Consider the following 25683-nt stretch of genomic DNA (forward strand, 5'->3'; position numbering starts at 1 on the left):
TATTTTCTAATAGAAGAGCTTTATAGTTCTTTTTACCTATTAAAATATGAGAAAAATTTGCCATTTTAGTAATATAGTACATCCTCTTTACCTAAGTAATATGGTACCTTTAGAAAGAAAGATTACAGAAAATTCATGCTGTTCAAAACAGGAGGGGTTACATTGGGAAATTGGTCTAAGAAATTAGGCTCATCGCTCTTGATCACAGGGCTTTCATTGAGTCTAATGTCACCTGCAGCATTTGCTAGCAATGCACAGCCGGAAAAAGGAAAATCGACGCAGTTTGCACCAATCGATTTGAACGTGGTGGATCAGGACAGGCTTGCCAAAGCTTTGAAAGACCGAGGGATTATCTCAAAGAATGCTTCAAAAGTTGATACTGCCAAAGCCGTTCAAAAGTACATAGCACGAAAAAATGAAAAAGTGGGCGGAGTTCAAGTAAATGCTTCCTCAGCATCAAGCAAGAAAAATTTTGACCTTAAAGCAAAAGATTTCCTTTATAAACAGAAACAGAAGCTATCAAAAAAATTAAATAAAAGCCAATCCAAAATGCAAAAAGGTCTTCCGAATGGGTTCGTAAAAGTAGACCCTGCAAAAGGAAAAAAATATGATGGCCCTGTCCGCAAAGATAAGGTGCTTGTCCTTTTGGCCGAGTATTCTGATTTTAAACATAATAACATCGACCAGGAACCTGGCTATATGTATTCCAAGGATTTCAACCAGCAGCATTACCAAGATATGCTGTTCGGGGACAAGCCTTTTGAGTTGTTTGATGGCTCAAAGGTAGAAACCTTTAAGCAATATTACGAAGAGCAATCCGGAGGAAGCTATACAGTTGAAGGAACAGTTTCACCGTGGTTGACTGTCCCTGGTAAAGCAGCTGATTATGGAGATGATTCTCCAAAAGGCGGTAACGATAACCAGGCACCACTAGGGCCTCGTGATTTTATTAAGGATTCTTTAAATGCAGCAGCGGCAAGCGGAATTAACCTTGCTGACTATGATAATTTGGATATTTATGATCTTGATGGCGATGGAAATATTAATGAGCCAGACGGATTAGTTGACCACTTGATGGTTATCCATGCAGGCAGTGGACAGGAAGCAGGCGGCGGAAAGCTTGGAGACAATGCGATCTGGTCCCACCGCTGGACGATTGGAAATGCACCTTACAAAGTTCCAGGAACAACTGCAACTGTACCTTATTGGGGCGGACAAATGGCTGCTTTCGACTACACAGTTGAACCTGAAGATGGGGCAGTTGGTGTATTTGCCCACGAATTCGGACATGATCTAGGTCTGCCGGATGAGTATGACACTCAATATACAGGTGACGGTGAACCGGTTGCTTCCTGGTCCATCATGAGCGGCGGAAGCTGGAACGGTAATATTGCGGGAACAACGCCAACAAGCTTTTCACCGCAAAACAAAGATTTCTTCCAAAACACAATTGGCGGGAATTGGGCGAACGTACAGGAAGTAGATTACAGCAAAATCAATAAAATTGGTCTTCTCACAAAAGTTGACCAGTCTGTAACCAAATCGAACAACCCGGGTATTGTTAAAGTAAATCTGCCGGATAAAAAGGTTCAAGGCATTAAGCCAGCTTTCGGTGAGAAATACTTTTACAGTACAAAAGGTGATGACCTGCATACTACGATGACCACACCGGAGATTGATTTGACTAATGCATCAAATGCAAAAATCGACTTTAAAACACTTTATGAAATTGAAGCAGATTATGACTACCTATATGTTAAAGTAGTGAAAGCTGACGGAACTACCGAAACGATTGATACATTTGGTGATGAGGTTGTAGATGAAGACAAAGGCGCAGATACAACTAAGGACCAATGGATAGACAAATCTTATGACCTTTCTGCTTATAAAGGCCAAAAAGTAAAAGTTCAATTTGAGTATGTTACAGATGGTGGTCTTGCGATGAACGGCTTTGCAATGGATAACTTATCTGTAACTGTGGATGGAAATGTTGTACTATCCGATGATGCTGAAGGAACTCCAAAATTAACATTCTCTGGTGGTGCTAAGACTTCTGATGGAATCGACTTTAAGAAAAACAACTACTACATCGAATGGAGAAACTACGCTGGTGCAGATAAGGCCCTTCAATTTGCGCGCGGAGTAAAATACAACACTGGTATGCTCGTATGGTATGCGGATGACAGCTTCTCTGATAACTGGACTGGACCGCATCCAGGTGAAGGCTTCCTTGGAGTAGTAGACTCTCATCCGAAAGCAATTGTCGGTACGTTGAATGGCAAGCCTTCAGTTGAGGATTCTACACGTTACCAAGTAGCAGATGCTGCATTCTCGTTTGATAAAGCTCCGGCTTGGTACATCAACTCTCCATCCAGAGGAATCTTTGACTACAAAGGTTCTAATGGAGTAACATCATTCGATGACTCTAAACAATACATCGATATGACTGATTATAATGGCAGCGAAGAAGACGGTGTCATCGATGACGCAGGACGCAAGGTTCCTAATCTAGGACTGCAGTTCCAAGTGATTGGCGAAGCGAAGGACAACTCTGCTGGTGCGGTCTGGATCCGTCACAGATAATTACGTTAACATGAATAAAACCTGAATGGCTTCAGCCATTCAGGTTTATTTTTTGAATTTTTGAATAACCTATTTACAAATCCTGCATACTTATACTATAGTTAGATTATTAAATAGTCTTTAAGGAGGTATGTTATATGAGTATTGTTACGGAATACGCCATTACTGTTGTTAATTTCATATTACAGCCCTCCGGGAATCAGGACATTTAATTTCTTTGAAATATTTCAATGGTTAAGTGATTATACCCGTGGGCTGTGAACAGTTCACGGGTTTTTTAATGCAAAGGAATTCTGTCATTATGCAGATCTCCAAAAGACCGGTGCGCCGGTCTTTTTTATTTTATTAAAATTAATCATTTAATCATTGGAGGAAAACAAATTGAATTTAAAACAATTAGGCTGGGACTTATTTTTTGAAGAAGGATACGCATCATTCGATAAGGAAAGCTTTACGGTCGGCAGGGTAGCTCTTGAGCATAAGGGAATGTACCGATTGTTCACGGAGCACGGGGAACTTCTCGCCGAGGTGACCGGAAAGCTCCGCCATATGGCGTCGGAACGGCAGGATTTTCCGGCTGTGGGGGATTGGGTAGTGATTACGGCAAGGCCTGAAGAGCATAAGGCTTCCATTCATGCCATTCTTCCCCGGAAAAGCAAATTTTCAAGAAAAGCGGCAGGACATACGACAGAAGAGCAGATTGTCGCGGCCAATGTGGATACCGTTCTTCTTGTAAACGCATTGAATACAGATTTTAATTTAAGACGGATTGAAAGGTACTTGCTGATGGCTTGGGAAAGCGGAGCCAACCCAGTAATCGTACTAAGTAAAGCTGATCTTTGTGAAGATATCGAGGAAAAGTTCAGGGAAGTGGAAGAAGTGGCGATGGGTGTTCCCATCCATGCAATCAGTGCGGAAAAAGAAGAAGGTTTGGAGCAGCTTGCCGCCTATCTTGAAGAGGGTAAGACGGTTGCCTTGCTCGGTTCCTCCGGGGTAGGTAAATCCACGTTGACGAATGCTCTCTATGGAGAAAAGAAGCAGGATGTCAAAACCATCAGGGAAGACGATGACAAAGGGCGGCATACGACGACGCATCGCGAACTCATCGTTTTAAAAAGCGGAGGAATTGTCATTGATACTCCTGGAATGCGTGAGCTGCAGTTGTGGGAAGCAGAAGAAGGAGTAGGGCACAGCTTTTCGGATATTGAAGGGCTTGCAGAGCAATGCAGGTTCCGGGATTGCAGTCATAATAATGAGCCAGGCTGTGCGGTTCAGCAGGCGATTAAGGATGAAACACTCGATGAAGGCCGCTATAACAGTTACGTTAAACTGCAGAGAGAGCTGGCTTTCCTGGCAAGAAAAGAAGATCAGCGTGCGGCTTTGGCTGAAAAAGCAAAGTGGAAAAAGATTGCCGGTGACCGAACACGCGTCAATCGTAAATAAGAAAAAAGAGCTGCCTGAGGGCAGCTCTTTTGTTAAGCATGGCATTCTTTAATTTCTTGAAGGACACCGTCCCATAGTTTGATACGCATTTCCAAGGATTCCATGGCGGCCGTTTTGGCTTGCTGAAGTTTCTCCGGGTCATCACCGCATACCGAAAGCAGGAGCCTTTCAGCCAGAGGACCATGTTCATCTCCGTCGAGCTCAATATGGCGGTGAAGATAATATTTCAGCCATTTTGCTTCAATTCCGTTTGCAGAAACTTCATCGACCAGTACCTGGAACATGTCAGGAATGAGATCTTCGCGCCCGAAAAAGAATGCAGCTGCTACTTCGTGTACTTCTCCTCGTTGTGCCAGCTTTAGGCTGTGACGCGTGAAATCAGCTGCACTGGCTGGAACCTCGTCCGATTCAAGAGCCAGAAGAGAATCTTCACCTTCTTTTACTCGTGTGAGATAAGTGACGATAGGATTCGTATCGGCTTTTACTTCTTTCATGGCTTTTAAATAAAGTTCGAAGTGGCTGATATAATCGCCTTCACCATCTTCATCAGTTTCTTCTCCCAAAACGATTTCATTGATGAAGCGGGCATACTCCGGGTGCGGCTGCGGCATCCAGGGAAGAGAAACGCTGGTTAGTTCAATCTGAAGTTTCTTCAGCAGACTCATGAAATCCCAAACAGCGAACACATGGTGTTTCATAAGAATTTTTACCCGATCTGCGTTAGTCAGTTCCTTGTACAGCGGGTGGCTGATCAACTTTTCTCGTACAGCAGTCAGTTCGTTAAAAGCAGCATGTTCCAAAATAAGCATCCTTTCTTTATTCTGGTGTTTGATGCAGAACCAGAATGGTAATGTTTATAAGATAACGGAAAAACATAGCGAGGTGATCAGTTTTGCTGCAAAAATTCACAATAAAGACACACCATCGGGACGAAATGATCGATGTAACGGATACGGTCCGTGCTTATGTTCAAGAGCAAGGGGTACAGGAAGGGCTGTTGTATGTCTATTGTTCCCATACTACAGCGGGGATAACAATCAATGAGAATGCTGACCCTGATGTGAAGTCGGACATGCTGATGAGGCTGGATGAGGTTTATCCTTGGGAGCATCCAAAGTACCAGCATGCGGAAGGCAACACAGCGTCACATTTAAAAGCGAGTACAGTAGGATCTTCACAGATGGTTTTTATTCATAACGGTGACCTGGTGCTTGGCACATGGCAGGGGATCTATTTCTGTGAGTTTGACGGCCCGCGTTCCCGCAATTATTTTATAAAGGTTATCGCCGATTAAAGAAAAAAGAAATCCTCTTTTTTCTAAAAGAGGATTTCTTTATTTTATCTAACGGAAAACAATTATTGAACGCTTCCTCCAGCCATCTGATAGCGGGCTAGAAACTCCTGTTTAAATTGATTAGCAATAGCTGCATCATGAACGAATAAAGAATTTTCATCGTTTACATCGTTCCCGTTTGTACTCCAATTCGTTGATCCAGTAATCACTGTAGGGTCACTGGATGTATCAGCATCCACAATCATGTATTTATGATGCAGCTTACGAACTTCTTTATCCATGTATACAGGTGCAGGGTTTTTCCAGCGGGTATTTGGATTATTTGTACTCGTTTGGCTTGCTGTTCGGCCGGTCATGTCCACTGATGCAGACCACCACATGTTCCAATAGGAATCTTCAAACACACCTTTTAAGTCAAAGCCGGTTAATGCACCTTGTAAATCTTGATCCGACCCCTCCCATTTTACTTTTAAAGCATCTACTAGCTCTTGGTCTGACCAGGCGAAAATAGAAAAATACGTATTTTCATTAGCAGACGTTTTTATGAAATCAATCATCTGTGGAACAGCATTGTCTCCGGGAGAAAAATAAACATCCACCATTTTGCCGCCTACCGTTACATGATGAGGAGTATTATCCGACTTTCTTGGTCCAAAGTTGGCGTTTACTGGATCAGGAGAAAAAGTAGTACCTCCCCACATTTCTTCAAATTCTGTTTTATATACAGCTGCCAGTTCCGGAGAATGAAATTCGATGGAATGATTGGAGTTTCCATCAAGAATTCCGCTTTCTCTGTTTGCATCCGTTCCATACAGGCCGGATGTGGTGAAATTCCAGCTTCCTGTAAATGTCCATGTACCATCAATGAGTACAAACTTGTTGTGCATTTGATTATCAGGTGCATAATACGCGTTGGAAGATTTGGATTCACCATCTACCAGTAAATAGCCTGTTTGGCTGGATGAACCAACTGTAACGATCTTTTGTGTAAAGTCAGTATATCCGTCCGCTGGAAGTCCATATTGCTGTCTTTTCGCTGGATCTTCAACGGCAAACATAACCGAGTCAGAAAAAATAGATGCATCATCTGAAGTATGAAGAACGCCATCTTTTCCGCGAAGAAGCTTTTCAAGATCGGCTCTCATTAATTCATAGCGTTCATCATGTTCTGGATCACTCGGTCCTTTCGCATCCGCAATGATTCGGACTCGAACACCCGAAGCAGCCCTATTGATTAAGGCATCCACGACTTTTGGCAAATTGATTTCATATGACGCCATATCAATTGTGGCTGTGGCCGAGTTAATTCGGTTGATCAGTCTGTTTTCCAGGTTGATATTATAATTCGCTTGGTTGTTTGAAGAGGAAAATTCCGGCAGTGCAGATTTGTTGAAGTAAACGTTCATAGCTCCAGTGCCGTTCTGTACACTGTTTAGGTGTTCGGTTTGGCTGCCTTGTGAAACAGCGGCGGACAGGGGTGTACCAAAACCAACGTCATAAGCTGCGGTAGAAGTAACCCAATTTGAGGCTTCATTTCCTGTTGAAGCTGCATCTTTTCTTTCCATTGTGGCCTTTGTTGCTGCATCACCTGCATACCAGGATCCTATTGAATCCTGAATAGTATTCTGTGGATCGATTAATTCAAGTGTTTCTCCAGTATTTGATAAAGCTCCCGTATAAATCATATTGGCCTTTATTCCTGGAACAGTAGTATCATCCGAACGTTCGAGCAAATAGTAGCCGTTTGGTTCTATTTTTCCTGTCAGCTGGATGGAAGGTGTGCCGTCTGCGGATTTAAGGACCCATCCTGATAAGTCGACAGGAACTTGTGAAGGGTTATACAATTCAATCCATTCATCATTTGCATCAGCTGTTGTTCCCATCCAAGCCACTTCATTAATGACAGGATGAGTGGTGACAGCCTCTGCTTTTTGCCCCTGATAAAAAGTGCCTAAAAAACTGGTTGTACATAAAGAAATGATTAATCCAAGTTTACTCCAGTTCATTCCCATTCCCCTTTTTCTGTTTGCTGAATTGCAAAGTAAATATAGCACAAGGAAAGAAGGGGAAAGCTGGGAATTTTGAATTGTAAATAAAGATAGTGCTTTGAGAGGGTAAAACAGAAATGTTAAAAGTTTTATTTGAAATATTTTTTAAGAAACGTAGGCGATTGGAAGCAGTGGAAAAAATTTACCGAACCAAGAGGTTTTCTACTTCTAATAATGAGTCTTTTGCACTGGAGTAAATGGATAGATCAAAAAGATGATCAAGTGCTGTTGGCTCTTTATTTATTAATACCGTCTTGCCTTTCGTCATAGCAGGAAGCTGGTTCACGGGATAAACTTGAAGGCTGGTTCCGATGACTACTACCAAATCAGATTGTTCGATGGCTGTTATCGCTTGCTGCCAAATATGTTCTGGCAGCATCTCCCCAAAGAGAACGATTGACGGACGAAGTTTTCCTCCACAGGAACACGCTGTTCCATCTTTAAATGCTTCAATTGAATGTTCTTGGCTGCACGTGTGACAGTAAATTTTTCTTAAAGATCCGTGGAGTTCATAAACATTCTGGCTACCTGAACGGAGATGAAAACCATCAACGTTCTGGGTAGCAATTGCATGAATTAGGCCTTGTACCTGTAACCGCGATAATACTTCGTAACCTTGATGGGGAAAACGTGTCTCAACGTCCTGCAGTCTAAGCGAATAGAATTCGTGAAACAAATGATAGTGATCCTCCAAAGCATCAACAGATGACACATAAGCGGGATCGAAATTTTTCCATAAGCCGTTCTGGGATCTGAAATCCGGTATCCCGCTCTCGGTTGACATTCCAGCCCCAGTTAACAGAACGGTATACGATGAACCTTTCACCCATTCAGCAAGCTGTTCAAGTGCTTGTCGATTTGCCATCCGCTCATCTCCTTTTTACTGCAATTATAATACAGGCAAATGAGTTCTCCTTATTTTTTTACACAATTAACGGTATACTTTAATGTAACAGCAATAAAGAGATGGGGGATTACTATGGTGAAAGTTTTATTTGTATGTCTTGGAAATATATGCCGTTCACCTATGGCTGAAGCGATATTCAAGGATATGGTTCAAAAAAGAGGCTTGGATGACAAGATTTCAGTGGACTCTGCCGGAACGGGAAACTGGCATGTCGGTGAACCGCCGCATGAAGGAACACGGGATTTATTAACGAAGAAAAATATTTCGTTTGAAGGATTGAAAGCAAGGCAGGTTGTTGCTGGAGATCTTACGGAATATGACTATGTTATCGGGATGGATGCTAAAAATATTGGTGATCTTCAGCAGCTGGCAGGCCATGTAGCTGCGAACCATGTGGCAAGGCTGATGGATTATGTTCCTGAAAGTAAAGCAGAAGATGTGCCGGATCCTTATTTTACAGGAAACTTTGATGAGGTTTATGAACTGGTCACAGAGGGATGCCATCATTTGCTTGAAGATATAGCGCTCCGCGAAAACTTGTAGAGGAGATGGGTGAATGGGGATCATACGTCAACTTTCAACGGAAAAGGAAATAAAGGGAGCTTTTCCTGTTATGAAACAGCTTCGTCCGCATTTAACCGAGGCGTTATTTTTTGCTTTAAATGAAGAAATGCAGACTAACGGGTATACGCTGCTTGGCTGTTATGATGATGAAACACTTGTGGCTGTAGCGGGTTTTGCCATATTGACAAACCTTTATTACGGAAAACATGTGTGGGTGTATGATTTGGTGACTGACGGAAACCTTCGCTCAAGAGGGTTCGGGGAAGAACTTCTTTCGTTTATCGAATCATTTGCTCTTCATAACAGCTGCAACTGCGTGGCTCTGTCATCAGGAATTGCCAGAAAAGATGCCCATCGCTTCTATGAAGGCAAGATGGGATATGACTGTGTCAGCCATGTTTTTAAAAGGATTTTGGAAACTAAAAAAAAAACGGTACGCCATTTGGCGTACCGTTTTTTTTTGATGCTTATGCGTTTCGTCTCATACCACGAAGGATGGCACTGACGATTAATACTACGACGATTGCACCAATGATGGCAGGGACAATTGCGAAACCTGCAACATCAGGACCCCAATCTCCTAGGACTAATCCTCCAAGCCACGCACCGACAAAACCAGCAATAATGTTTCCAATGATTCCGCCCGGAACGTCACGTCCTGTAATTACTCCTGCTAACCAACCAATGATACCACCTATAATAAGTGCCCAAAGAAAACTCATTTTGTGTGTTCCTCCTTTGAAATTTTGTTTTGTTATTGTGCTGTACCGTTAAGATACCCATCACTTAAAAAAAATAAACAAAAACAAAAAAATGTTTTTTTGTCCCAACCATGGGGAATGTAAACCATACTAAATGGTACTTTAATAAAGGAGAGATGTTTTTTATGTCGTACAAAACATTTGATACTTATGAAAGAAATGACAGCAAACTTGTGAAGGGACTCCTTATTGGAGCAGCAGTGGGAGCAGCAATTGCTATGCTTGACCGCTCTACCCGGCAAACCGTAAAGCGTAAAACGTTGGATGTAAAAGATCAGACGGTTACTATTGCAAAAAATGTGAAAGATAATCCTCAATCGCTCGCAGGCGGAGTAAAAGAGACCTTTCAATCCGCTTCTTCAGCTGTTAGTGATGTTATGGATGATATCAAACAGCTCATGTCTACAATGGAAGATGTAAAAAATACATCAATGGAAGCCATGCAGCAAGTAAGAGGGGCAAGCAGTGAGCTTGTAAAAATAGGAAGCAAGTTGAAAGATGCAGGACAGAATGTTAAAGAGCATGGTAAAGATGTTGTAGGCGAAGTAAGCGAAAAGGATTCGATTCCAGCTCCATCTTATTCCGACCTTCAAAACAAACCGCATGTGGTTACACCAAATGAGGGCAGCTATTAAGTTGCCCTTCTTTTTTCAGTATACGGATCGTTTAAAACAGCGAGGTGAAACAGATGAAATTGTTCCATGAACTGAAGAATATATCCCCAAAGTCATTTGCCATTGAACTTATGCACAGCTTTAAAAAGAGTGATGTTCCGGACCTGGCTGCACAGCTGGCATATTATTTTTTGCTGTCGCTTTTTCCGTTCCTCATCTTTTTAATAACCCTTGGCGGTATCTTTATTTCTCCGGAAGACGCTGTAAAAGTTCTTAATAATGTCGTACCTGGACAATCGATGGAGTTGATTAGAGAGAACCTGAAGGCTGTGCTTGAATCTAAAAAAGGCGGGCTGCTTTCTTTCGGGATTATCGCCTCCCTCTGGTCAGCCTCCAATGGAGTCAACGCGGTGATTAAGGCATTAAATGAAGCCTATGGTGTGGAAGAATGCCGTTCGTTTATCATGGCAAGGATTTTGGCTATCTTTCTTACCATTGGATTAATTATCTCTATCGTTGTTTCTTTGGTTCTTCCTGTCTTCGGAAAAATGCTTGGGGAATTTATCTTCTCTTATCTGGGACTCGATCAGTTCTTCCTGAGCATGTGGAGCTTGTTGAGATGGGTCATCAGTTTTGTGGTTATTGCTATTGTTTTTTCTGTGTTGTACTTTATGGGGCCTTGCAAACGGCTAAAATATAGTGAAGTCTGGTACGGTGCCATTTTTTCTACCGTTGCCTGGCTGCTTGTCTCGCTTTGCTTTGCTTTTTATGTTGACAGTTTCGGCAATTATTCAGCCACATATGGGAGCCTTGGAGCCATTATTGTACTTATGCTATGGTTTTATTTAACGGGGATGGTCATCATCCTTGGCGGTGTCATCAATGCCACGTTTCATAAGTTCAAGATTGACCAGGCGTATGAGAAGGGTTTATTGACAAAAACCAAATAAGATTTCCGATTCAAAAACCGCCTCAATGGCGGCTTTTTTTTGGACAAATTAACATCATCATGTATGATTACTTACGGATTTCATATGGTATAATGGACGGGGCTTTTTCAGCTGACTCAAATGAAATGTCATGCAATTGGCCGGGATTAAGCACGTGAATGGAGAATGATGATGAAGAAGAACAAAAAGCTCAACAAGAAAAAAGCCCGGCTAAAATGGAGAAATATCGGTTGGCTTATGTTCATAGGGTATTTGGCTATTCTGATTTATGCAACATTGTTTACATACAACCACTATGTGTATGGAAAATCAATGAACCTTGTGCTCTTTGACAGTATTCGATTAATGTGGAAGAGCCGTGATTACTGGCTGATTTTTAAAAATATAATTGGCAATGTCATTCTTTTCTTTCCGCTGGGCTTTCTGCCACCGTTGATTAACCGTTCGTTATCAAAATGGTGGCTCATGTTTGTGATCGGATTTGGGACGAGCTCTGTAATTGAAGTCATCCAGTATAATTACGCTCACCGGATCTTTGATATTGATGACATCCTATTGAACGGATTCGGCACGATGGTCGGTCTTGCGGTGTTTAAACTGTGTGCACTTATCTACCGCATTGTTGAAAATAATATTCTAAGAAGAAAAAGGTAGACGTGGGCGATCCCCGGAAGCCTTTTTAGTATAAAAAACCCCTGTTGGCCAATTCCAACAGGGGTTTTGATTTCAGCTTTTCTCGATTAAACGGACACCTCAGCTTTTCGAACTTACTTCGTTTCTTTTCCTAGTACGCGGTTGACGCGTTTGGTTAGCATTTTCATGCCATCGCCGCCGGCTTGGAAGTGGCGGAGTTTGCCTTCGTTATCAAATACATAGTAAGCAGGTACATATTGGTTTTCGAATGCATCTGTAAGGTTGTGCTGGTTATCGACAAAGATCGGCTGAGTGATGTCGTGCTCTTTTGCTACTTCTTTGATTTGGTCGATGTCCAGGTCCTTTTCAGAACGAGGCATATGAACAGCAATAACGTTTAGTTCGTCTTTGTAATCATCACGGAATTTATTGATGTTTGGCATTGCTTCTTTACAGAGTCCGCAGCTTACAGACCAAAAATGAATAAGTGTTGGTTTGTTGCCGATTAGATCAGATTTTGTTACTTCACCATTTAACCATTCAGTTGCACCATTTAGTTCAGGCATTTCGTCGCGTAGTTTCATGAAGAATAACTCCTTTTTAAGAAAATTATTTATAATAATTATTATTTAATTTCAATTATAGTATAAGGAATTCTGGCCGAGAATGCAAAAATATTGCTTTCTTTAGTATGCATTACTGCTGGTTTATTATTGGCATTTTAGGATGCATTTTTTTGAGCAGCGGAACGTATGCCTGTTCCTTTATGTATAAAGGTAATCACCAGCAGGATCAGCAGCATTCCGCTTATTGCATAAACAAAAGCGCCTGATTCAAAGGTATCTATGAACCATCCTCCGATGAGCGGACCGCACATACTGCCTGCACTGAACGCGATGCCTGCCAGGATATTGCCTACAGGAAGAAGGTGCAGGGGGAGCAAGTCGCTCATATAGGTAATCCCTAATGAAAACAGAGATCCGACGAACATCCCGGCAATAAAAAAAAGGAGGAGAAATAACGGCATATGTTCCCCTGCAAACAATGTAGCAGTAAATGCCGCAAAGCCCATGAAAAGACAAACTAAAAGAACATTTCTTCTTCCAAATCGGTCGCTCCATAATCCGAGTGGAAGCTGGAACACCAGACTTCCGACAATAAAGGAAGGCAGTAAGATGGATACCCAGTCGATCGGTATGCCATGTCGTAATGCATAAACAGGGAAGGAACCATTTAAGGAGGCTTCAAGAAAACCGTAGCCGAACGCTGGAAGCAGAGCGACCCAGGCTAGACGTATTACCTCACGATAACGGCTGAGCGTGTTCATACCAGCTTCTTTAAAGCTTTCTGTCTCTGGATATTCATTTTGGATAAAGGTCATAACAAACAGAGAGATCAGGCAGAACCCTCCTGAAATCATAAAGGGAAGCGCTTCACTAAATACTGCCAGCCGGGTCATCAATGGACCAATCCCGAAACCAGCACCAAAAGCTATCCCATAAAGTGCGATATTCCGACCTCTTTTATCGGCAGGACTGTTGGAGGTTACCCATACCTGGGTGGAAAAATGAAGCATATGGTCTCCGACACCGATGATCATGCGCAGAGCGAACCAGAACCAGAACGCTTTCCACCATGGAAATAAAAATAGTGATACGGTGACGAGAATAAGCCCGGTTACAATGATTTTTTTGTAGCCGAACATTCGCACCGGTTTTTCAATAAAAGGCGAGGCGAGAACGATACCGATATAGAGGGCGGTCGCGTTTAATCCGTTCAAGGTAGAAGAGGTTCCCGACTCTTCCAGCAAAATAGCGATCAAAGGCAGGAGCATCCCCTGAGAAAACCCCGAAATGAAGACAATACTGACTAACACGGAAAATTTCGATTTTGTTAATACAGCCATAAGCAATACATCCTTTTTTCAAATCTACTCTCATTTTACAATGAATATTTTGTTCTTGCCTTGCTAAGACGAAATTTTTGTAAAAACAAATACAAATTGTTTAAACTATAAAAAATAAGAGGTGATGCAATAATGGAATTTAAAATGAAAGAGAAAGGTTTTCAAACTCAATTTGAATACGGCAAGCTTGATATTTCGGGTGATGAACAATATGGCTTCCGTCCGTATCAGTTGATGGTATCATCCGTAGCTGTCTGCAGCGGGGGTGTACTGCGAAAAGTCCTCGCTAAAATGAGAATTGAGGTTGAGGATATTACCATACATACACAGGTCATTCGAAATAAGGAAGAGGCGGACCGGATAGAAAGCATTCATATGCACTTTATTATAAAAGGATTCAATCTTTCTTCTGAGAAAATCGAAAAAGCATTGCGGGTTACAGAAAAGAACTGCTCCATGGTTCAATCCGTTAAAGGAAGCATAGCGATTACAGATTCGTTCGAATTGATCGTATAAGAAAAAGGCTGTTTCGTAACCTCTGTTGCTCTTAGAAGTGGTTGATTTCCGTTCCAGGATGGCCTACTTTCTCGGCGCAGGCGCCTGCGTAGTCTCACCTGTCACGCTTTTCCCGCAGGACAAGGAAGGCTTCGGCAGCGTTATATCGCACGAAGAAAATGTGAAATTCATTTTCGAGGAGTCTCGCACCTTGCACTTCAATCAACTTGTCAATGAAGCCTTATTTACAAAAATGTTCATAAAGCAACAATCTTATAGAAAACAGCCAAGAAAAAAGCATTCCGAGAGAAAATCCCCTCGGAATGCTTTTTTTGAGTTCCGGCTTAGAGTTCCATCTCTACAGGCTCACGCTCTTTCGTGTTCATCAGCCGGTAGACAGAAGGTTTAATCTCCAGAATGATATAGTTTGGATCTTCCGGACCGGAGAACCAATTCTTCATCATGTCATGCCAGAAATCTTCCTTCAGCTCCTTATCATCACGCACTGTTACTGTACCTTGAAGCTCAATATAAGGATCGTTCCAGTCTTCGTATCCTAATAGGACATGGACATTCGGATTCTCCTGAATTTCTTCCACTTTATGAGTTTGTTTGCTGGTTGCTGTAAAAAGGGTGATATCTTCACGCTGAAAGGACATGTACCGAGAGTGCGGTTTGTTGCCTGATATGGTTGAAAGGGTGCCAATTGGGTTTGAATCTACAATGTCTTTGATTTTTTGTTTGAACTCTTCTTGATTCATTCTTCCATTCTCCTTTCAAAATTAGCCTGTTATCATGTTTCCACCAATTTTAAAAGAGTAAACACAAAGACACTTGATAAACATGAAGTGTCTGTTTTATGTGTTAAAAATTGTTATTCCTCTACTATGGATAAATTTCTTCAACAAGAAAAAAATAGGTATATAAAGGAGGCAATTCATATGAAACGGAACCGCACATTCCTTGTTATAATCATGCTTTTTTCCCTGCTGGCCCAAGCAGATACTGCTGCAGCAAGTCCTTCCAGGATACCTAACTCTGTTGTCAGCATTTCAAAAGAAAATACGTATCCCAATTCCGCTCAGGATCTGCCTTACCTCGAGCCAAGCAAGCTTGCTAAATCCATGCTGAAAACATCCAATGTATCCATTGCAAATCCGGATTTAATCCGTATTCTGAACGAGTCGGTAATCAATCCATCAAAATTAGCCATCGGGTACAGAGCCAGAATTTTCCTTGGACAATGGCCATTGTCCTATCAGTCCACGGAAACTACCGTCAATTGGGAGTACCAGCAGATCAACCTTAATCGTTTGGATAACCGAGGCGGAAAAACAATGGCTCAGCTCAGATATCAACAGCAGGCACATAAACGGATTACCGGCGGCTTGACTGCTGAAATTCCGAATAGTGATGCTGTAAAAAAGATGATGCTGATTGCAGCAGGAGAGAAAACAAAGCTTCCTCTTTCTTTTCAGACCAATGTGGGGGCAGGAACAAGGAAAAGCAACGTCTATAATATTTCCCCTAAGCAGGTCGGTTACCTTTCAAGCTATGCGCCAGCTGTTAATGAAAGAGGAAGAGTGACATATGGAGAAGTCTATATCGTATTGAAGGGAAGCAAAAGAAAGCTTGAGGTACAGAATGTTACCCAGCAGGGAATCGGGGCCTGGATCCCGGTTCAAGAGCATGTTTCCTTCAGATTCCATTCTTCCAATATGTAAAATAAAACAGCTCCTTTAAGGAGCTGTTTTATTTTTGAAGTTCGCAATTCTCAACCCATTCTTCACTCCAGCTTTGAATTGCATCAATTACGGAGCGCAGGGATTTTCCTTTTTCGGTAAGATCATACTCAATCCGAACTGGTGTTTCGGGATAAACATGGCGGGCAACGATGCCCACAGCTTCGAGTTCTTTCATTCGTTCTGTGAGCATTCTGTCACTCATCTCAGGAATCTGCTTTTTTATATCCTTGAATCTTCGGGATCCACCCAATAATACACGGATGATCAGCCCCGTCCACTTTTTACCGATAATATCTATAGTAACTTCATATTTGGGACACATGGTATTGTAATCCATACAACAATTCACCTCATTGCATTGATCTTTTTCGGCTGAAAAGCCTGTTAGATATAGTCTTTCCTTTGATAATACTCTCAAAACTTACTAATGTAAAGTTTATAACTTTTTAAAAAGTTATATTTTGGAAGAACGGAGGGAAAAGTCCATTTCTCTATAATACGTATCTTTCACCAGCAGGTTGGGACCCAGGCATTTTACAGCTGGACAATGGCAATTCAGTGATTTTGCTGTGTCGGTTTTGTTCCATTTTTCATAGGCTTCTAAAAAAGAAGTGTTTTGTATGTTGCCGAGTGAAGGAGTGTCGCCAAAGTCGGTTACGATGATCTCTCCGTCAAACAGATTGACGTTCAGCCGTGACCTTCCATCGGGATCATTCCTTACGGTTACGTTTTCTTCTGCAAACAGGCGTTTTAAAAGTTGTTGATCTTCAGTGGAGGAAGAACATGCATAGAACGGCAGTGTGCCAAACAGCATCCATATATCCTTGTTGCGGATATCAAGCAGCCGGTGAATGGCAGAGCGCGTCTCATCGAGCGACAGGACTTGAAGGGAGCTTGCGAAATCGCTCGGATACATAGGATGAATTTCGTGCCTTTGACACCCCATTTCCTGGATATGTTCATGAATTTTTTCAAGATAAGGAAGAGTGGTCTTATTCAGCATGGTTTCCGCAGACACAAGGACGCCTTGTTTTGTGAGTTCCTGCGCATTATGTACCATCCGGTCAAACAAAGCTGTTCGCTGTTCCATGGAAGGTTTGCGTTCCATCACGGCAAAACCGATCTCTGCAAAATCTTGTGGAGTTCCCCAGTTATGAGAGATGTGAAGGACATCCAAGTAAGGAAGGATGGGCTCATACCGTTTGAGATCCAGCGTCAAATTGGAATTAATCTGAGTTCTGACTCCTCGTGATGATGCGTATTGAAGAAGAGGCACAACATACTGATCCACCGATTTTTTCGACATCATCGGCTCTCCGCCTGTGATCGAGAAAGAACGCAGATCCGGAATCTCATCGAGTCTGCGGATGAGAAGATCGAGCGGCAGGGGTTCAGGGTCTTTCACATTTAAGGTATATCCGACTGCACAATGGGCGCATCTCATGTTACAGAGGGTAGTCGTTGTTACTTCAATATTGGTTAGCTTCATGGAACCGTACTGTTCTACATCCATGTAGGCTTCCCAAGGGTCATATTGAACGGAAATTGGTTCTTTTACCATCATTATAAAAAACTCCTTTTTAAATAAAACGGGTAAAAATAAAGGGCTGCGATAATCTATAAATACACCATATGATAACTCAATCAGAAGCAAAGAAAAAGAGCCTGAATTTCAAGTTTAAATTGGCAGACAAATGATCCTTTGATACAGTATGAAGGAAAGGAGAGGTTAATGTGGGTAAATCGATTGAAGATAGATCATCTCAGAAAGAGTATATTGTGCAGCGGGTGGACATGCTGCTGCAGGTGCTTGATTCCATTGATGCAGAAACAGCAGGAATAGAAGAAATCGACCGAATCATCGGAATGCTGGATGACCTGGAGTTTAAGTGCAAGCAGTTCCGAAATCATTGGGAAGAAAAAGAGCAGATCAAAAACGAAAAGTAAGCGCTATTTTATCCTTTTTGTTATAATGGAAATGGTTTTAATACGACAAAATTATTCTTCTATAATAAAAGGGGTTAGAGCATGGAAAAGTTTCAGGAGAGCATGTATAAGCTGATCGTGGAAACATCCACAAACTTGCCGAAAGACGTACGTAGAGCCATTGCGGCAGCAAAGATACGGGAGAACGCAGGAACCCGTGCTGCGATGTCTCTAGAAACGATTACAAAAAACATTAAGATGGCGGATGAAAATGTTTCGCCGATCTGTCAGGATACTGGGCTGCCGACGTTTAAAATTAAGGTTCCGGTCAATGTGAACCAGATTGAAATGAAAAAGGCGATCAAAAAAGCAGTTGCTGAAGCGACCAGTGATGCCAAGCTGCGCCCGAACTCTGTTGACTCCATAACCGGGGATAACAGCGGAGACAATTTGGGTGAAGGTACACCTGTTATTAAATTTGAACAATGGGAAGAAGATTACATTGATGTTCGTTTAATTTTAAAAGGCGGCGGCTGTGAGAATAAAAATATTCAATACAGCCTTCCTGCGGAGCTTGAAGGCCTTGGACGTGCTGGACGTGACCTGGATGGCATCAGAAAATGCATCATGCATTCCGTTTATCAGGCACAAGGACAGGGATGCAGCGCTGGCTTCATCGGTGTCGGCATCGGCGGAGACCGTACAAGCGGATATGAACTGGCAAAAGAAATGCTTTTCCGTTCTGCGGAAGATGTAAATCCTAACGAAAATCTTCGCAAGCTTGAAGAATACGTGATGGAAAACGCCAACAAGCTTGGAATCGGAACGATGGGCTTTGGTGGAGAAACAACGCTTCTTGGCTGTAAAGTTGGAGTCATCAATCGTATTCCTGCCAGCTTTTTTGTATCTGTAGCTTACAATTGCTGGGCTTACCGCCGTCTAGGCGTTAAAGTTGATCCGGTTTCCGGTGAAATTCAAGAATGGCTCTACCAAGAAGGTGAAGAAGTCGACTTCGACAAGATGAAAGAAGAAGCGGCAGCTGCCCTTGAAGAAAAAGCAGAAGTCCGTCAAGTGACACTCGAAGCACCGATTACGGAAGAACAAATCCGTGAGCTTCGTGTCGGTGATGTTGTCACCATCAATGGCATGATGCATACGGGCCGTGACGCAATCCATAAATATTTAACAGATCATGACGCACCAGTTGATTTGAACGGTCAGATCATCTACCATTGCGGTCCGGTAATGGCGAAGGATGAAGAAGGAAACTGGGTCGTAAAAGCTGCTGGTCCTACGACATCTATTCGTGAAGAGCCGTATCAAGGTGACATCATGAAAAAGTTTGGTATTCGTGCGGTTATCGGTAAAGGCGGAATGGGCAAAAAGACTCTTCAGGCGCTTGGCGATCATGGCGGTGTTTATTTGAATGCCATCGGCGGAGCTGCCCAATACTATGCGGAATGCATGCAGAAGGTAGAAGGCGTAGACCTGATGGAATTCGGTATTCCAGAAGCAATGTGGCACATTAACGTTAAAGGTTTCACAGCGGTTGTTACAATGGATTCTCATGGAAACAGCCTTCATCAAGATGTGGAAAGCTCTTCTCTTGAGAAGCTTTCACAATTTAAGGAACCTGTATTCAAATAAGGTAAGATTGAAGCCGCCTCTCAGGAGCGGCTTTTTTTATTTGGCTGTTTTCGCAACCTTTGTTTGTTGCTATTGAAAGTGGTTGATCTCCGTTTCAGGCTGCTCGCTTTCCGCGGGGCGAGCGCTGAGCCACTCGGCGCAAGCGCCTGCGTGTCTCATCTGCCACGCTTCCCCGCAGGAGTCTCGCACCTTACACTCCAATCAACTTGCCAATGAAGATTCTTTGCAAAAATGTTCCCTAAGTAACAATCTTTTAGAAAGGCTGTTTCGTAACCATTGTTGCTCCTTAGGAGTGGTTGATTTTCGTTTCAGGCTACTCGCTTTCCGCGGGGCGTGCGTTAAGCCCCACGGCGCAAGCGCCTTTGGGTCTTACCTGTCACGCTACCCCCGCAGGAGTCTCGCACCTTACACTCCAATCAACTTGCCAATGAAGATTCTTTGCAAAAATGTTCCCTAAGCAACAATCTTTTAGAAAGGCTGTTTCGTAACCATTGTTGCTCCTTAGGAGTGGTTGATTTTCGTTTCAGGCTACTCGCTTTCCGCGGGGCGTGCGTTAAGCCCCACGGCGCAAGCGCCTTTGGGTCTTACCTGTCACGCTACCCCCGCAGGAGTCTCGCACCTTGCACTCCAATCAACTGATCAATGAATGTTTTTCACAAAATGTTCCCTAAGCAACAATCTTTTTTTATTTTTAATTTGATTGCGCATTCGACAAATTCAACGTGGCTAAATGCGTCGAATGATGTCGCGTATAAACGGTTCGAGAATAAAAGGATGTGTTAGTCTTTTTCGAGAATAAACAAGCTCATTTCGAGAATGAAAACGGTCCTAACAAGTGTTTTTACTAGCCAACATGGCAGATACTCCCTTGTATGCTTTTAAATCAGAAAAAGAAAACTAATAGTACATGATATAAAAAGCATGGAGAGGAGTGAACGGACATGAAAAAATGGGGAATTCATTTAATAATTGCCGCTGTTTTTCTCATGATCGCCAGCAATACAGCACAAGCTGCACATGGGGATTCTTCTAATACACGGTACGAATGGTATTTCCAGAAGAGAGGAAATGAAGTACCGCCGACGACGGATCAACGCTATGTGCTGCTGTTGAAAAGATATGATGGCATGTATATTGGTGATCCCAATCGAAAAGAAATTTATCTCACATTTGATAACGGATACGAGAACGGCTACACAGACGATGTCCTCGACACGCTAAAGAGCAGAAAAGTTCCGGCGGCATTCTTTGTTACCGGACATTTTATTAACACTCACCCTGATCTGATTAAACGAATGGCAAATGAAGGCCATATTGTCGGAAACCATACCAATCATCATCCGGATATGACGACAATCAGCGGGCAGCGTATGGAAGAAGAATTGACAGCGGTTAAGGATAAATACACAAAGCTAACTGGAAAAAAGATATGCATTATCTTCGTCCGCCAAGAGGTGTATTCAGTGAGCGTTCAATCGCTCTATCCAAACAATTGGGATATACGCATGTGTTTTGGTCGCTCGCGTTTGTTGATTGGGATGTTAACCGCCAGCAAGGATGGCAATACTCCTATAACCACATCATGAAACAAATTCACCCTGGTTGTATTCTTTTGCTGCACACTGTTTCAAGAGACAATGCTGAAGCTCTCGGAAAAGCGATAGATGATCTTAAGAAGCGGGGATACACTTTCAGGAGCCTGGATGATCTGGCTTCAAAAAACAAGTTGGATAAACCTTTGAAGCAAACACCTAAAAAGCCTTGATCAAGGCTTTTTTTCATCTGTTTGGACATGTTAGTGGGAACAAGGTGTAAACAATGCTATAATGGATCGAAAAAATTATTTTGAGAGAAGTGAATGGCTATGGCAAAAGAAACAGCCAACCACAAACAAAAAACAGCATTAAATAAAGGGCAAACCATCTCACTCAAAATTAAACGCCTCGGCATTAATGGTGAGGGAGTTGGTTTTTATAAACGCACGGTTGTTTTTGTTCCAGGTGCTCTTCCTGGGGAAGAAATAACCGCGCAGATTGAAAATGTTTATCCCAATCGGGCGGAAGCAAAAGTAAAAAGCATCCGCAAAAAATCAAAAGACCGGGTTGATCCGCCTTGTCCGATTTATGAACAATGCGGCGGCTGCCAGCTTCAGCATCTCAGCTATGCAGGACAGCTGAGAGAGAAGCAGGATGTAGTCCGTCAGGCCTTTGAGCGCTATACGAAAATAAAACCGGAAGATCTGCCGCTTAAATCAACCATTGGCATGGAACACCCTTGGGAATACCGCAACAAGAGCCAGCTTCAAGCAGCTAAAGATAAAGACAAGGTCATCGCGGGGCTCTATGGACTAAATTCTCATCACATTATCGATCTAGATCAGTGCATGGTACAGCATCCCGAGACGGTTCGCGTAACCAATGCTGTGAAAAAAATTCTGGAGGATCTGAACATCTCCATTTATCATGAGAAAAAACGCACGGGGATCATCAGAACGATCGTCGTAAGGACAGGCTTTGAAACAGGGGAAACACAGCTGGTCTTAGTAACGGCTCAAAAAAAGATTCCTCGTAAAGAACTGCTTGTGTCAGAAATCAAGAAACGGATTCCGAATATTACTTCCATCGTTCAAAACGTGAATGATAAGAAAACATCCATCATTTTCGGCGATCAAACGATTTCATTGGAAGGACCGGAAACCATCGGTGAACAATTAGGTGAATTGTCATTTGATCTGTCGGCTCGTGCATTCTTTCAGCTGAATCCTAAGCAAACGGTAAAATTGTATGATGAGGCGAAGAAAGCTGCGAAACTGACTGGTACAGAAAAAATTGTGGACGCGTATTGCGGAGCTGGAACGATCGGGCTCTGGCTTGCTCCAGATGCGCGTGAAGTCAGAGGGATGGACGTCATCGATGAGTCGATACGAAATGCAAAAGAAAACGCGAAAAGGCATGGATTTTCGAACACACATTATGAGACGGGCAAAGCAGAGGAAATTCTTCCGATGTGGCTGAAAGAAGGATGGCAGCCGGACGTTATTGTGGTTGATCCTCCTAGAACGGGCTGTGATCAGGCCTTCTTAAAAACAGTAGGGAAGATTAAGCCGAAGAGAATGGTTTATGTTTCATGCAACCCATCCACCTTGGCAAAAGATGTCCACATGTTGATAAGTGAAGGGTTTAAAGTTGAAAGCCTGACACCTGTGGATATGTTTCCTCATACGGCTCATGTCGAAGTGGTTTGTTCACTTGTCTGGGAGAAATAAAAGAGAAAGGGAGTCATTCCCTTTCTCTTTTACATGGATATAGAGATGGAGGCAATAACCTGCAATACCCACGATCAGACTTGGCCATGGAAGATCCTTGCTTAATGCGCTAATCGTTAAGATGACATAGATAAAAAGATAAACCTTTCTGAATATCCTCATTGTTCAGCTTACTTTATGTTAATATTTTCTAATTATAACCATAAAGATACTGACCTTCAAGACAGGCAGGAAGGTAGGGTTCTGTTATCCACAATGTTTGTTGAAAAGTATTTTATAAATCGATATTTTCTGACATATTCACACAATCCACAATGTTATCCACTGCTTGTGCATATGTAAAATAATGAAAAAATTATAAAAGCCCCAATATTCGTCAAAAAATTTACAAAGTCTATAAAAAGAATAAAAGTTATCCACGATATTAACATCCTGTGGATAACATTACCCACAAGCCATAAAGTTTCCCATAAAAGTTTTTTAGAAAAAGCCCTTCCTATCGAGGAAGAGCTTTTCACATCTTTATTGATTAAGTTGGCGGCGATCTGCTTCTTCGGCACGTTCTAATGCTTCACGGTCGTCCTGGTCAGCAACCTCAGAAGAGTATTGAACATCTACACCCTGAGGCTGCATCTGATCTGCTTCTGTCAGGCCATCCTGTGCATTACTTAACTGGTTCTTTTCATGATCCATGAGTGAAGCCTCCTCATTAGGTACTTTTTTTAAAGCTATCTTGTTTGCTGGGAAGAAGGGGACGCGTTTTTCCCTGCTCCATCTGCTGATTTCATTTCTTCTTTATAGAGCATTTCCTGTGTTTTGGTCAGATCGGCGTTCCGCTCTTCAGCTTGGCGTTTTTTACTTTTCATGCCCGTTTCCCCCTTCTAGAAAATAAAAAGAAGATAACCCGGCAAGTTTATAACTTACTGAGCCATCCCCTTTATAGTTTGGCTTAAACGACGCCAATTATTTAAGCTTCTTTCAGGTGATTTTCTTCATAAACATCTGTCTGATTTTGATTTCTTAACTGATGAAGCATGTAGTTGTCTTTTTCAATCTGATACAGGTTATAAAGATCCTCTTTACGGTTCAGCTGCTCATAGATGTCAGCCCGTGATTCATTCGCTAATGTGACATACGGAATTTTTTCTGCCGCTTTTCGCGAACGCAGATTGTTTTTCCGAATCCGCATAAAGACCGTTTGAATATCCTTTTCGTAAAACAGTTCGGACAGAAAACTTTCTTTGGCAAGTTTATTGTAGCCCTTGCCAAAATACGGCTGCCCAATCCATGTGCCCAGAAATCCACAGCCTTCTTGAATATCGTACAAGCTGATGGCTCCGATTGGGTTATACCACTCATCCATAATGGTTCTGGAAATCGTTTCCCCTCGCTCTTCTTCTTCAATCGTTTGCTTCGTAAGAAACATAAACTCCTCAAAAGAATCGGTTTTTTGCCGAACAAAAGGAAAGACATCCGGGTGCGCCATTAAATTGAAAAGAACATGACAATCGTTTAAATCACGCTTTTTTAACAATTTAACCCCTCCTAGAGGGCAGAAAAATCCCACCCTCGAATTAAGAATAAAAATTAATTCGGGGTGGGAATCGAACCCACTAGGACCAGAAATTCTGGTGGCGCACCAATTGCCTTCCCTATGGTTTTTGCATATTCATTTATACTTGAATCATAAGATATTTTTCTAAAAAAGAAAATAGTTTTTTTGTTTATTTTTTGTGAAAATATTGGTTATTTTTATACATTATTTTTCCATCGATCATGGTCATTACCGGAAGGGAAGAAAAATGAAAAGGATGCTCCGTCCAGAGGCTGATATCCGCATCTTTTCCGGGCTCAAGGCTGCCGATTCGGTCGGCTACGCCAAGGTTCTTTGCTGGGTTGATGGTAATCCCCCGCAGGGCATTTTCTTCACTTAGGCCTTCGCGGACGGAAAGAGCCGCGCAGACATTCAAGTAATGAATCGGCGTATATGGATGATCCGTTGTAATGGATACTTCAATGCCGTGATCTGCCAAGATCTTATACGTTTCCCATGTCTTGTTCTTTAGCTCAATCTTGGATCTTCTCGTTAGGGTTGGACCTACTGAAACTTGGAGACCCCGGCCAGACAGCTCCTCGGCAACTAAATGGCCTTCCGTGCAATGTTCAATACGGAGATCAAGATGGAATTCATCTGCCAGCCGCAGGGCCGAAAGGATATCATCCGCACGATGAGCGTGAATCCTTACAGGAATTTCACGGTTCAAAGCTGCTAGCAGGGGGGCAATCCTTAAATCCTCTGTAAAAGAAGAGCTTTTTGCATGGTAAAAAGCTTCCCGGAGCATCCCCATGATTCCCATCCGTGTAATGGAGTTATTTTCCCTGCCGCTGTGAATCCGTTTCGGATTTTCACCGAGTGCGAGCTTCAACCCTGCGAGCTCTTTAATCAGCATTTTTCGAATGTCTTTTCCAGCTGTCTTGATGACGGATGTCGTACCTCCGATTACATTAGCACTGCCAGGCATAATGTGGACGGTTGTAATGCCATGCTTGATGGCATCCTGAAACCCGCTGTCCAGCGGATGGCAGCCATCGATCGCCCGAATATGGGGAGTAAGTACTTCGTTTGTTTCATTCGCATCGTTACCGGCCCAGCCTGTGCCTTCATCATACAAGCCCAAATGAGTATGAACGTCGATCAGTCCTGGCAGGAGATAGTTGCCTTTCGCATGGATTATTTCCATATCCGATGTCTCAACAATAGAAGGTGCGAGTTGTTTAATTTTTCCGTTTTGGATTAAAATATCACCTTTTTGCAATACGGGAGAGGTGATCGGATAAATTTTTGCCCCTTTGATCAGTATTTTCAATCTGCATTCACCTAATTTTCTTTTTATTCCTAGTT

At 42.5% G+C, this 25683-nt stretch carries 26 protein-coding genes and 1 pseudogene; 14 read left to right on the forward strand and 13 right to left on the reverse strand.

Going from position 1 to position 25683, the window contains the following annotated elements:
- The first annotated feature begins 135 nt into the window (after positions 1-135).
- Together LCY76_RS03625 and rsgA are read left to right on the forward strand one after the other, a co-directional pair.
- Positions 136-2583 (forward strand): immune inhibitor A domain-containing protein, encoded by a 2448-nt coding sequence (locus LCY76_RS03625; RefSeq protein WP_486599188.1) that lies wholly within the window; start codon positions 136-138, stop codon positions 2581-2583.
- Between the two features lie 381 nt (positions 2584-2964).
- On the forward strand, positions 2965-4026 hold the full coding sequence (rsgA, locus tag LCY76_RS03630; protein WP_248251504.1) for a ribosome small subunit-dependent GTPase A: 1062 nt from the start codon (positions 2965-2967) through the stop codon (positions 4024-4026).
- Between the two features lie 32 nt (positions 4027-4058).
- Here the strand turns inward: rsgA and LCY76_RS03635 are convergent, their stop codons facing one another.
- Positions 4059-4826 carry a DUF3050 domain-containing protein gene (locus LCY76_RS03635; RefSeq protein ID WP_248251505.1) on the reverse strand — a complete coding sequence of 256 codons (768 nt, stop codon included), beginning with the start codon at positions 4824-4826 and terminating at the stop codon, positions 4059-4061.
- Between the two features lie 92 nt (positions 4827-4918).
- Here LCY76_RS03635 and LCY76_RS03640 point away from each other — a divergent pair, with 92 nt between their 5' ends.
- The gene (locus tag LCY76_RS03640) at positions 4919-5320 is read left to right on the forward strand and encodes a secondary thiamine-phosphate synthase enzyme YjbQ (RefSeq protein WP_248251506.1); all 402 of its coding nucleotides are present in this window, start codon (positions 4919-4921) and stop codon (positions 5318-5320) included.
- Positions 5321-5382: 62 nt separating this feature from the next.
- Here LCY76_RS03640 and LCY76_RS03645 read toward each other — a convergent pair whose 3' ends face one another.
- A complete protein-coding gene (locus tag LCY76_RS03645; protein ID WP_248251507.1) occupies positions 5383-7326 on the reverse strand; it encodes a phospholipase D-like domain-containing protein in 1944 nt (647 codons plus the stop codon).
- Positions 7327-7510: 184 nt separating this feature from the next.
- Complete coding sequence (locus LCY76_RS03650) at positions 7511-8233, reverse strand: NAD-dependent deacylase (RefSeq protein WP_248251508.1); 723 nt, start codon at positions 8231-8233, stop codon at positions 7511-7513.
- A 114-nt stretch (positions 8234-8347) separates the two neighbouring features.
- Here LCY76_RS03650 and LCY76_RS03655 point away from each other — a divergent pair, with 114 nt between their 5' ends.
- Both LCY76_RS03655 and LCY76_RS03660 read left to right on the forward strand, forming a co-directional pair.
- Positions 8348-8818 carry a low molecular weight protein-tyrosine-phosphatase gene (locus LCY76_RS03655; protein WP_248251509.1) on the forward strand — a complete coding sequence of 157 codons (471 nt, stop codon included), beginning with the start codon at positions 8348-8350 and terminating at the stop codon, positions 8816-8818.
- Between the two features lie 13 nt (positions 8819-8831).
- Positions 8832-9344, forward strand: coding sequence for a GNAT family N-acetyltransferase (locus LCY76_RS03660; protein ID WP_336606243.1), 513 nt, complete (start codon positions 8832-8834; stop codon positions 9342-9344).
- On the opposite strand, the gene LCY76_RS03665 is transcribed toward LCY76_RS03660, so the two are convergent.
- Entirely contained in the window at positions 9307-9561 is a 255-nt protein-coding gene (locus LCY76_RS03665) for a GlsB/YeaQ/YmgE family stress response membrane protein (protein WP_053355688.1), read from the reverse strand. The two genes, LCY76_RS03660 and LCY76_RS03665, sit on opposite strands and share 38 nt — an antisense overlap.
- Before the next feature lie 164 nt (positions 9562-9725).
- On the opposite strand from LCY76_RS03665, the gene LCY76_RS03670 reads away from it, so the two are divergent.
- From LCY76_RS03670 to LCY76_RS03680, 3 genes are all read left to right on the forward strand, one after another.
- On the forward strand, positions 9726-10235 hold the full coding sequence (locus LCY76_RS03670) for a hypothetical protein (protein ID WP_248251510.1): 510 nt from the start codon (positions 9726-9728) through the stop codon (positions 10233-10235).
- A 53-nt stretch (positions 10236-10288) separates the two neighbouring features.
- The gene (locus tag LCY76_RS03675; RefSeq protein WP_248251511.1) at positions 10289-11164 is read left to right on the forward strand and encodes a YihY/virulence factor BrkB family protein; all 876 of its coding nucleotides are present in this window, start codon (positions 10289-10291) and stop codon (positions 11162-11164) included.
- Between the two features lie 171 nt (positions 11165-11335).
- Positions 11336-11818: a VanZ family protein gene (locus LCY76_RS03680; RefSeq protein ID WP_248251512.1), complete on the forward strand. Its 483-nt coding sequence runs from the start codon at positions 11336-11338 to the stop codon at positions 11816-11818.
- 113 nt (positions 11819-11931) lie between these two features.
- On the opposite strand, the gene LCY76_RS03685 is transcribed toward LCY76_RS03680, so the two are convergent.
- The gene (locus LCY76_RS03685) at positions 11932-12381 is read right to left on the reverse strand and encodes a TlpA disulfide reductase family protein (RefSeq protein ID WP_053355684.1); all 450 of its coding nucleotides are present in this window, start codon (positions 12379-12381) and stop codon (positions 11932-11934) included.
- A gap of 137 nt (positions 12382-12518) precedes the next feature.
- Complete coding sequence (locus tag LCY76_RS03690; RefSeq protein ID WP_248251513.1) at positions 12519-13703, reverse strand: MFS transporter; 1185 nt, start codon at positions 13701-13703, stop codon at positions 12519-12521.
- 132 nt (positions 13704-13835) lie between these two features.
- Between LCY76_RS03690 and LCY76_RS03695 the strand changes: the two genes are divergently transcribed.
- A complete protein-coding gene (locus tag LCY76_RS03695) occupies positions 13836-14219 on the forward strand; it encodes an OsmC family protein (RefSeq protein WP_248251514.1) in 384 nt (127 codons plus the stop codon).
- 323 nt (positions 14220-14542) lie between these two features.
- Here the strand turns inward: LCY76_RS03695 and LCY76_RS03700 are convergent, their stop codons facing one another.
- A complete protein-coding gene (locus tag LCY76_RS03700; RefSeq protein ID WP_248251515.1) occupies positions 14543-14959 on the reverse strand; it encodes a pyridoxamine 5'-phosphate oxidase family protein in 417 nt (138 codons plus the stop codon).
- A 180-nt stretch (positions 14960-15139) separates the two neighbouring features.
- Between LCY76_RS03700 and LCY76_RS03705 the strand changes: the two genes are divergently transcribed.
- A complete protein-coding gene (locus LCY76_RS03705; protein WP_419714920.1) occupies positions 15140-15922 on the forward strand; it encodes a YfkD famly protein in 783 nt (260 codons plus the stop codon).
- A gap of 28 nt (positions 15923-15950) precedes the next feature.
- Here the strand turns inward: LCY76_RS03705 and LCY76_RS03710 are convergent, their stop codons facing one another.
- Together LCY76_RS03710 and yfkAB are read right to left on the reverse strand one after the other, a co-directional pair.
- Entirely contained in the window at positions 15951-16280 is a 330-nt protein-coding gene (locus tag LCY76_RS03710) for a winged helix-turn-helix transcriptional regulator (protein WP_053355679.1), read from the reverse strand.
- A 117-nt stretch (positions 16281-16397) separates the two neighbouring features.
- Positions 16398-17507: a radical SAM/CxCxxxxC motif protein YfkAB gene (gene yfkAB / locus LCY76_RS03715; RefSeq protein WP_248251516.1), complete on the reverse strand. Its 1110-nt coding sequence runs from the start codon at positions 17505-17507 to the stop codon at positions 16398-16400.
- A 170-nt stretch (positions 17508-17677) separates the two neighbouring features.
- On the opposite strand from yfkAB, the gene LCY76_RS03720 reads away from it, so the two are divergent.
- From LCY76_RS03720 to rlmD, 4 genes and pseudogenes are all read left to right on the forward strand, one after another.
- Complete coding sequence (locus tag LCY76_RS03720; protein WP_248251517.1) at positions 17678-17890, forward strand: SE1561 family protein; 213 nt, start codon at positions 17678-17680, stop codon at positions 17888-17890.
- Positions 17891-17971: 81 nt separating this feature from the next.
- The gene (locus LCY76_RS03725) at positions 17972-19516 is read left to right on the forward strand and encodes a fumarate hydratase (RefSeq protein ID WP_248251518.1); all 1545 of its coding nucleotides are present in this window, start codon (positions 17972-17974) and stop codon (positions 19514-19516) included.
- 941 nt (positions 19517-20457) lie between these two features.
- Positions 20458-21281, forward strand: a pseudogene (pdaA, locus tag LCY76_RS03730) (delta-lactam-biosynthetic de-N-acetylase).
- Between the two features lie 99 nt (positions 21282-21380).
- Positions 21381-22781 carry a 23S rRNA (uracil(1939)-C(5))-methyltransferase RlmD gene (gene rlmD / locus LCY76_RS03735; RefSeq protein WP_248251519.1) on the forward strand — a complete coding sequence of 467 codons (1401 nt, stop codon included), beginning with the start codon at positions 21381-21383 and terminating at the stop codon, positions 22779-22781.
- 522 nt (positions 22782-23303) lie between these two features.
- On the opposite strand, the gene LCY76_RS03740 is transcribed toward rlmD, so the two are convergent.
- The 4 genes from LCY76_RS03740 to LCY76_RS03755 form a co-directional block, all read right to left on the reverse strand.
- Complete coding sequence (locus LCY76_RS03740; RefSeq protein WP_082683604.1) at positions 23304-23474, reverse strand: YfhD family protein; 171 nt, start codon at positions 23472-23474, stop codon at positions 23304-23306.
- A gap of 35 nt (positions 23475-23509) precedes the next feature.
- Positions 23510-23647, reverse strand: coding sequence for a YfhE family protein (locus LCY76_RS03745; RefSeq protein WP_248251520.1), 138 nt, complete (start codon positions 23645-23647; stop codon positions 23510-23512).
- Positions 23648-23748: 101 nt separating this feature from the next.
- Entirely contained in the window at positions 23749-24315 is a 567-nt protein-coding gene (locus tag LCY76_RS03750; protein WP_248251521.1) for a GNAT family N-acetyltransferase, read from the reverse strand.
- A gap of 190 nt (positions 24316-24505) precedes the next feature.
- The gene (locus LCY76_RS03755) at positions 24506-25648 is read right to left on the reverse strand and encodes an amidohydrolase (protein WP_248251522.1); all 1143 of its coding nucleotides are present in this window, start codon (positions 25646-25648) and stop codon (positions 24506-24508) included.
- Positions 25649-25683 lie beyond the last annotated feature (35 nt).

This window comes from Fictibacillus marinisediminis (genome assembly GCF_023149135.1).
Lineage (GTDB): Bacteria > Bacillota > Bacilli > Bacillales > Fictibacillaceae > Fictibacillus_C > Fictibacillus_C marinisediminis.

What these genes read in the sequence shown, in the direction of transcription:
- LCY76_RS03625 (WP_486599188.1), top strand. Translation starts at nt 136, where the DNA reads ATGCTGTTCAAAACAGGAGGGGTTACATTGGGAAATTGGTCTAAGAAA.
- LCY76_RS03645 (WP_248251507.1), bottom strand. Translation starts at nt 7,326, where the DNA reads ATGAACTGGAGTAAACTTGGATTAATCATTTCTTTATGTACAACCAGT.
- LCY76_RS03650 (WP_248251508.1), bottom strand. Translation starts at nt 8,233, where the DNA reads ATGGCAAATCGACAAGCACTTGAACAGCTTGCTGAATGGGTGAAAGGT.
- LCY76_RS03655 (WP_248251509.1), top strand. Translation starts at nt 8,348, where the DNA reads ATGGTGAAAGTTTTATTTGTATGTCTTGGAAATATATGCCGTTCACCT.
- LCY76_RS03660 (WP_336606243.1), top strand. Translation starts at nt 8,832, where the DNA reads ATGGGGATCATACGTCAACTTTCAACGGAAAAGGAAATAAAGGGAGCT.
- LCY76_RS03665 (WP_053355688.1), bottom strand. Translation starts at nt 9,561, where the DNA reads ATGAGTTTTCTTTGGGCACTTATTATAGGTGGTATCATTGGTTGGTTA.
- LCY76_RS03670 (WP_248251510.1), top strand. Translation starts at nt 9,726, where the DNA reads ATGTCGTACAAAACATTTGATACTTATGAAAGAAATGACAGCAAACTT.
- LCY76_RS03675 (WP_248251511.1), top strand. Translation starts at nt 10,289, where the DNA reads ATGAAATTGTTCCATGAACTGAAGAATATATCCCCAAAGTCATTTGCC.
- LCY76_RS03680 (WP_248251512.1), top strand. Translation starts at nt 11,336, where the DNA reads ATGAAGAAGAACAAAAAGCTCAACAAGAAAAAAGCCCGGCTAAAATGG.
- LCY76_RS03685 (WP_053355684.1), bottom strand. Translation starts at nt 12,381, where the DNA reads ATGAAACTACGCGACGAAATGCCTGAACTAAATGGTGCAACTGAATGG.
- LCY76_RS03690 (WP_248251513.1), bottom strand. Translation starts at nt 13,703, where the DNA reads ATGGCTGTATTAACAAAATCGAAATTTTCCGTGTTAGTCAGTATTGTC.
- LCY76_RS03695 (WP_248251514.1), top strand. Translation starts at nt 13,836, where the DNA reads ATGGAATTTAAAATGAAAGAGAAAGGTTTTCAAACTCAATTTGAATAC.
- LCY76_RS03700 (WP_248251515.1), bottom strand. Translation starts at nt 14,959, where the DNA reads ATGAATCAAGAAGAGTTCAAACAAAAAATCAAAGACATTGTAGATTCA.
- LCY76_RS03705 (WP_419714920.1), top strand. Translation starts at nt 15,140, where the DNA reads ATGAAACGGAACCGCACATTCCTTGTTATAATCATGCTTTTTTCCCTG.
- LCY76_RS03710 (WP_053355679.1), bottom strand. Translation starts at nt 16,280, where the DNA reads ATGGATTACAATACCATGTGTCCCAAATATGAAGTTACTATAGATATT.
- yfkAB (WP_248251516.1), bottom strand. Translation starts at nt 17,507, where the DNA reads ATGATGGTAAAAGAACCAATTTCCGTTCAATATGACCCTTGGGAAGCC.
- LCY76_RS03725 (WP_248251518.1), top strand. Translation starts at nt 17,972, where the DNA reads ATGGAAAAGTTTCAGGAGAGCATGTATAAGCTGATCGTGGAAACATCC.
- rlmD (WP_248251519.1), top strand. Translation starts at nt 21,381, where the DNA reads ATGGCAAAAGAAACAGCCAACCACAAACAAAAAACAGCATTAAATAAA.
- LCY76_RS03740 (WP_082683604.1), bottom strand. Translation starts at nt 23,474, where the DNA reads ATGGATCATGAAAAGAACCAGTTAAGTAATGCACAGGATGGCCTGACA.
- LCY76_RS03745 (WP_248251520.1), bottom strand. Translation starts at nt 23,647, where the DNA reads ATGAAAAGTAAAAAACGCCAAGCTGAAGAGCGGAACGCCGATCTGACC.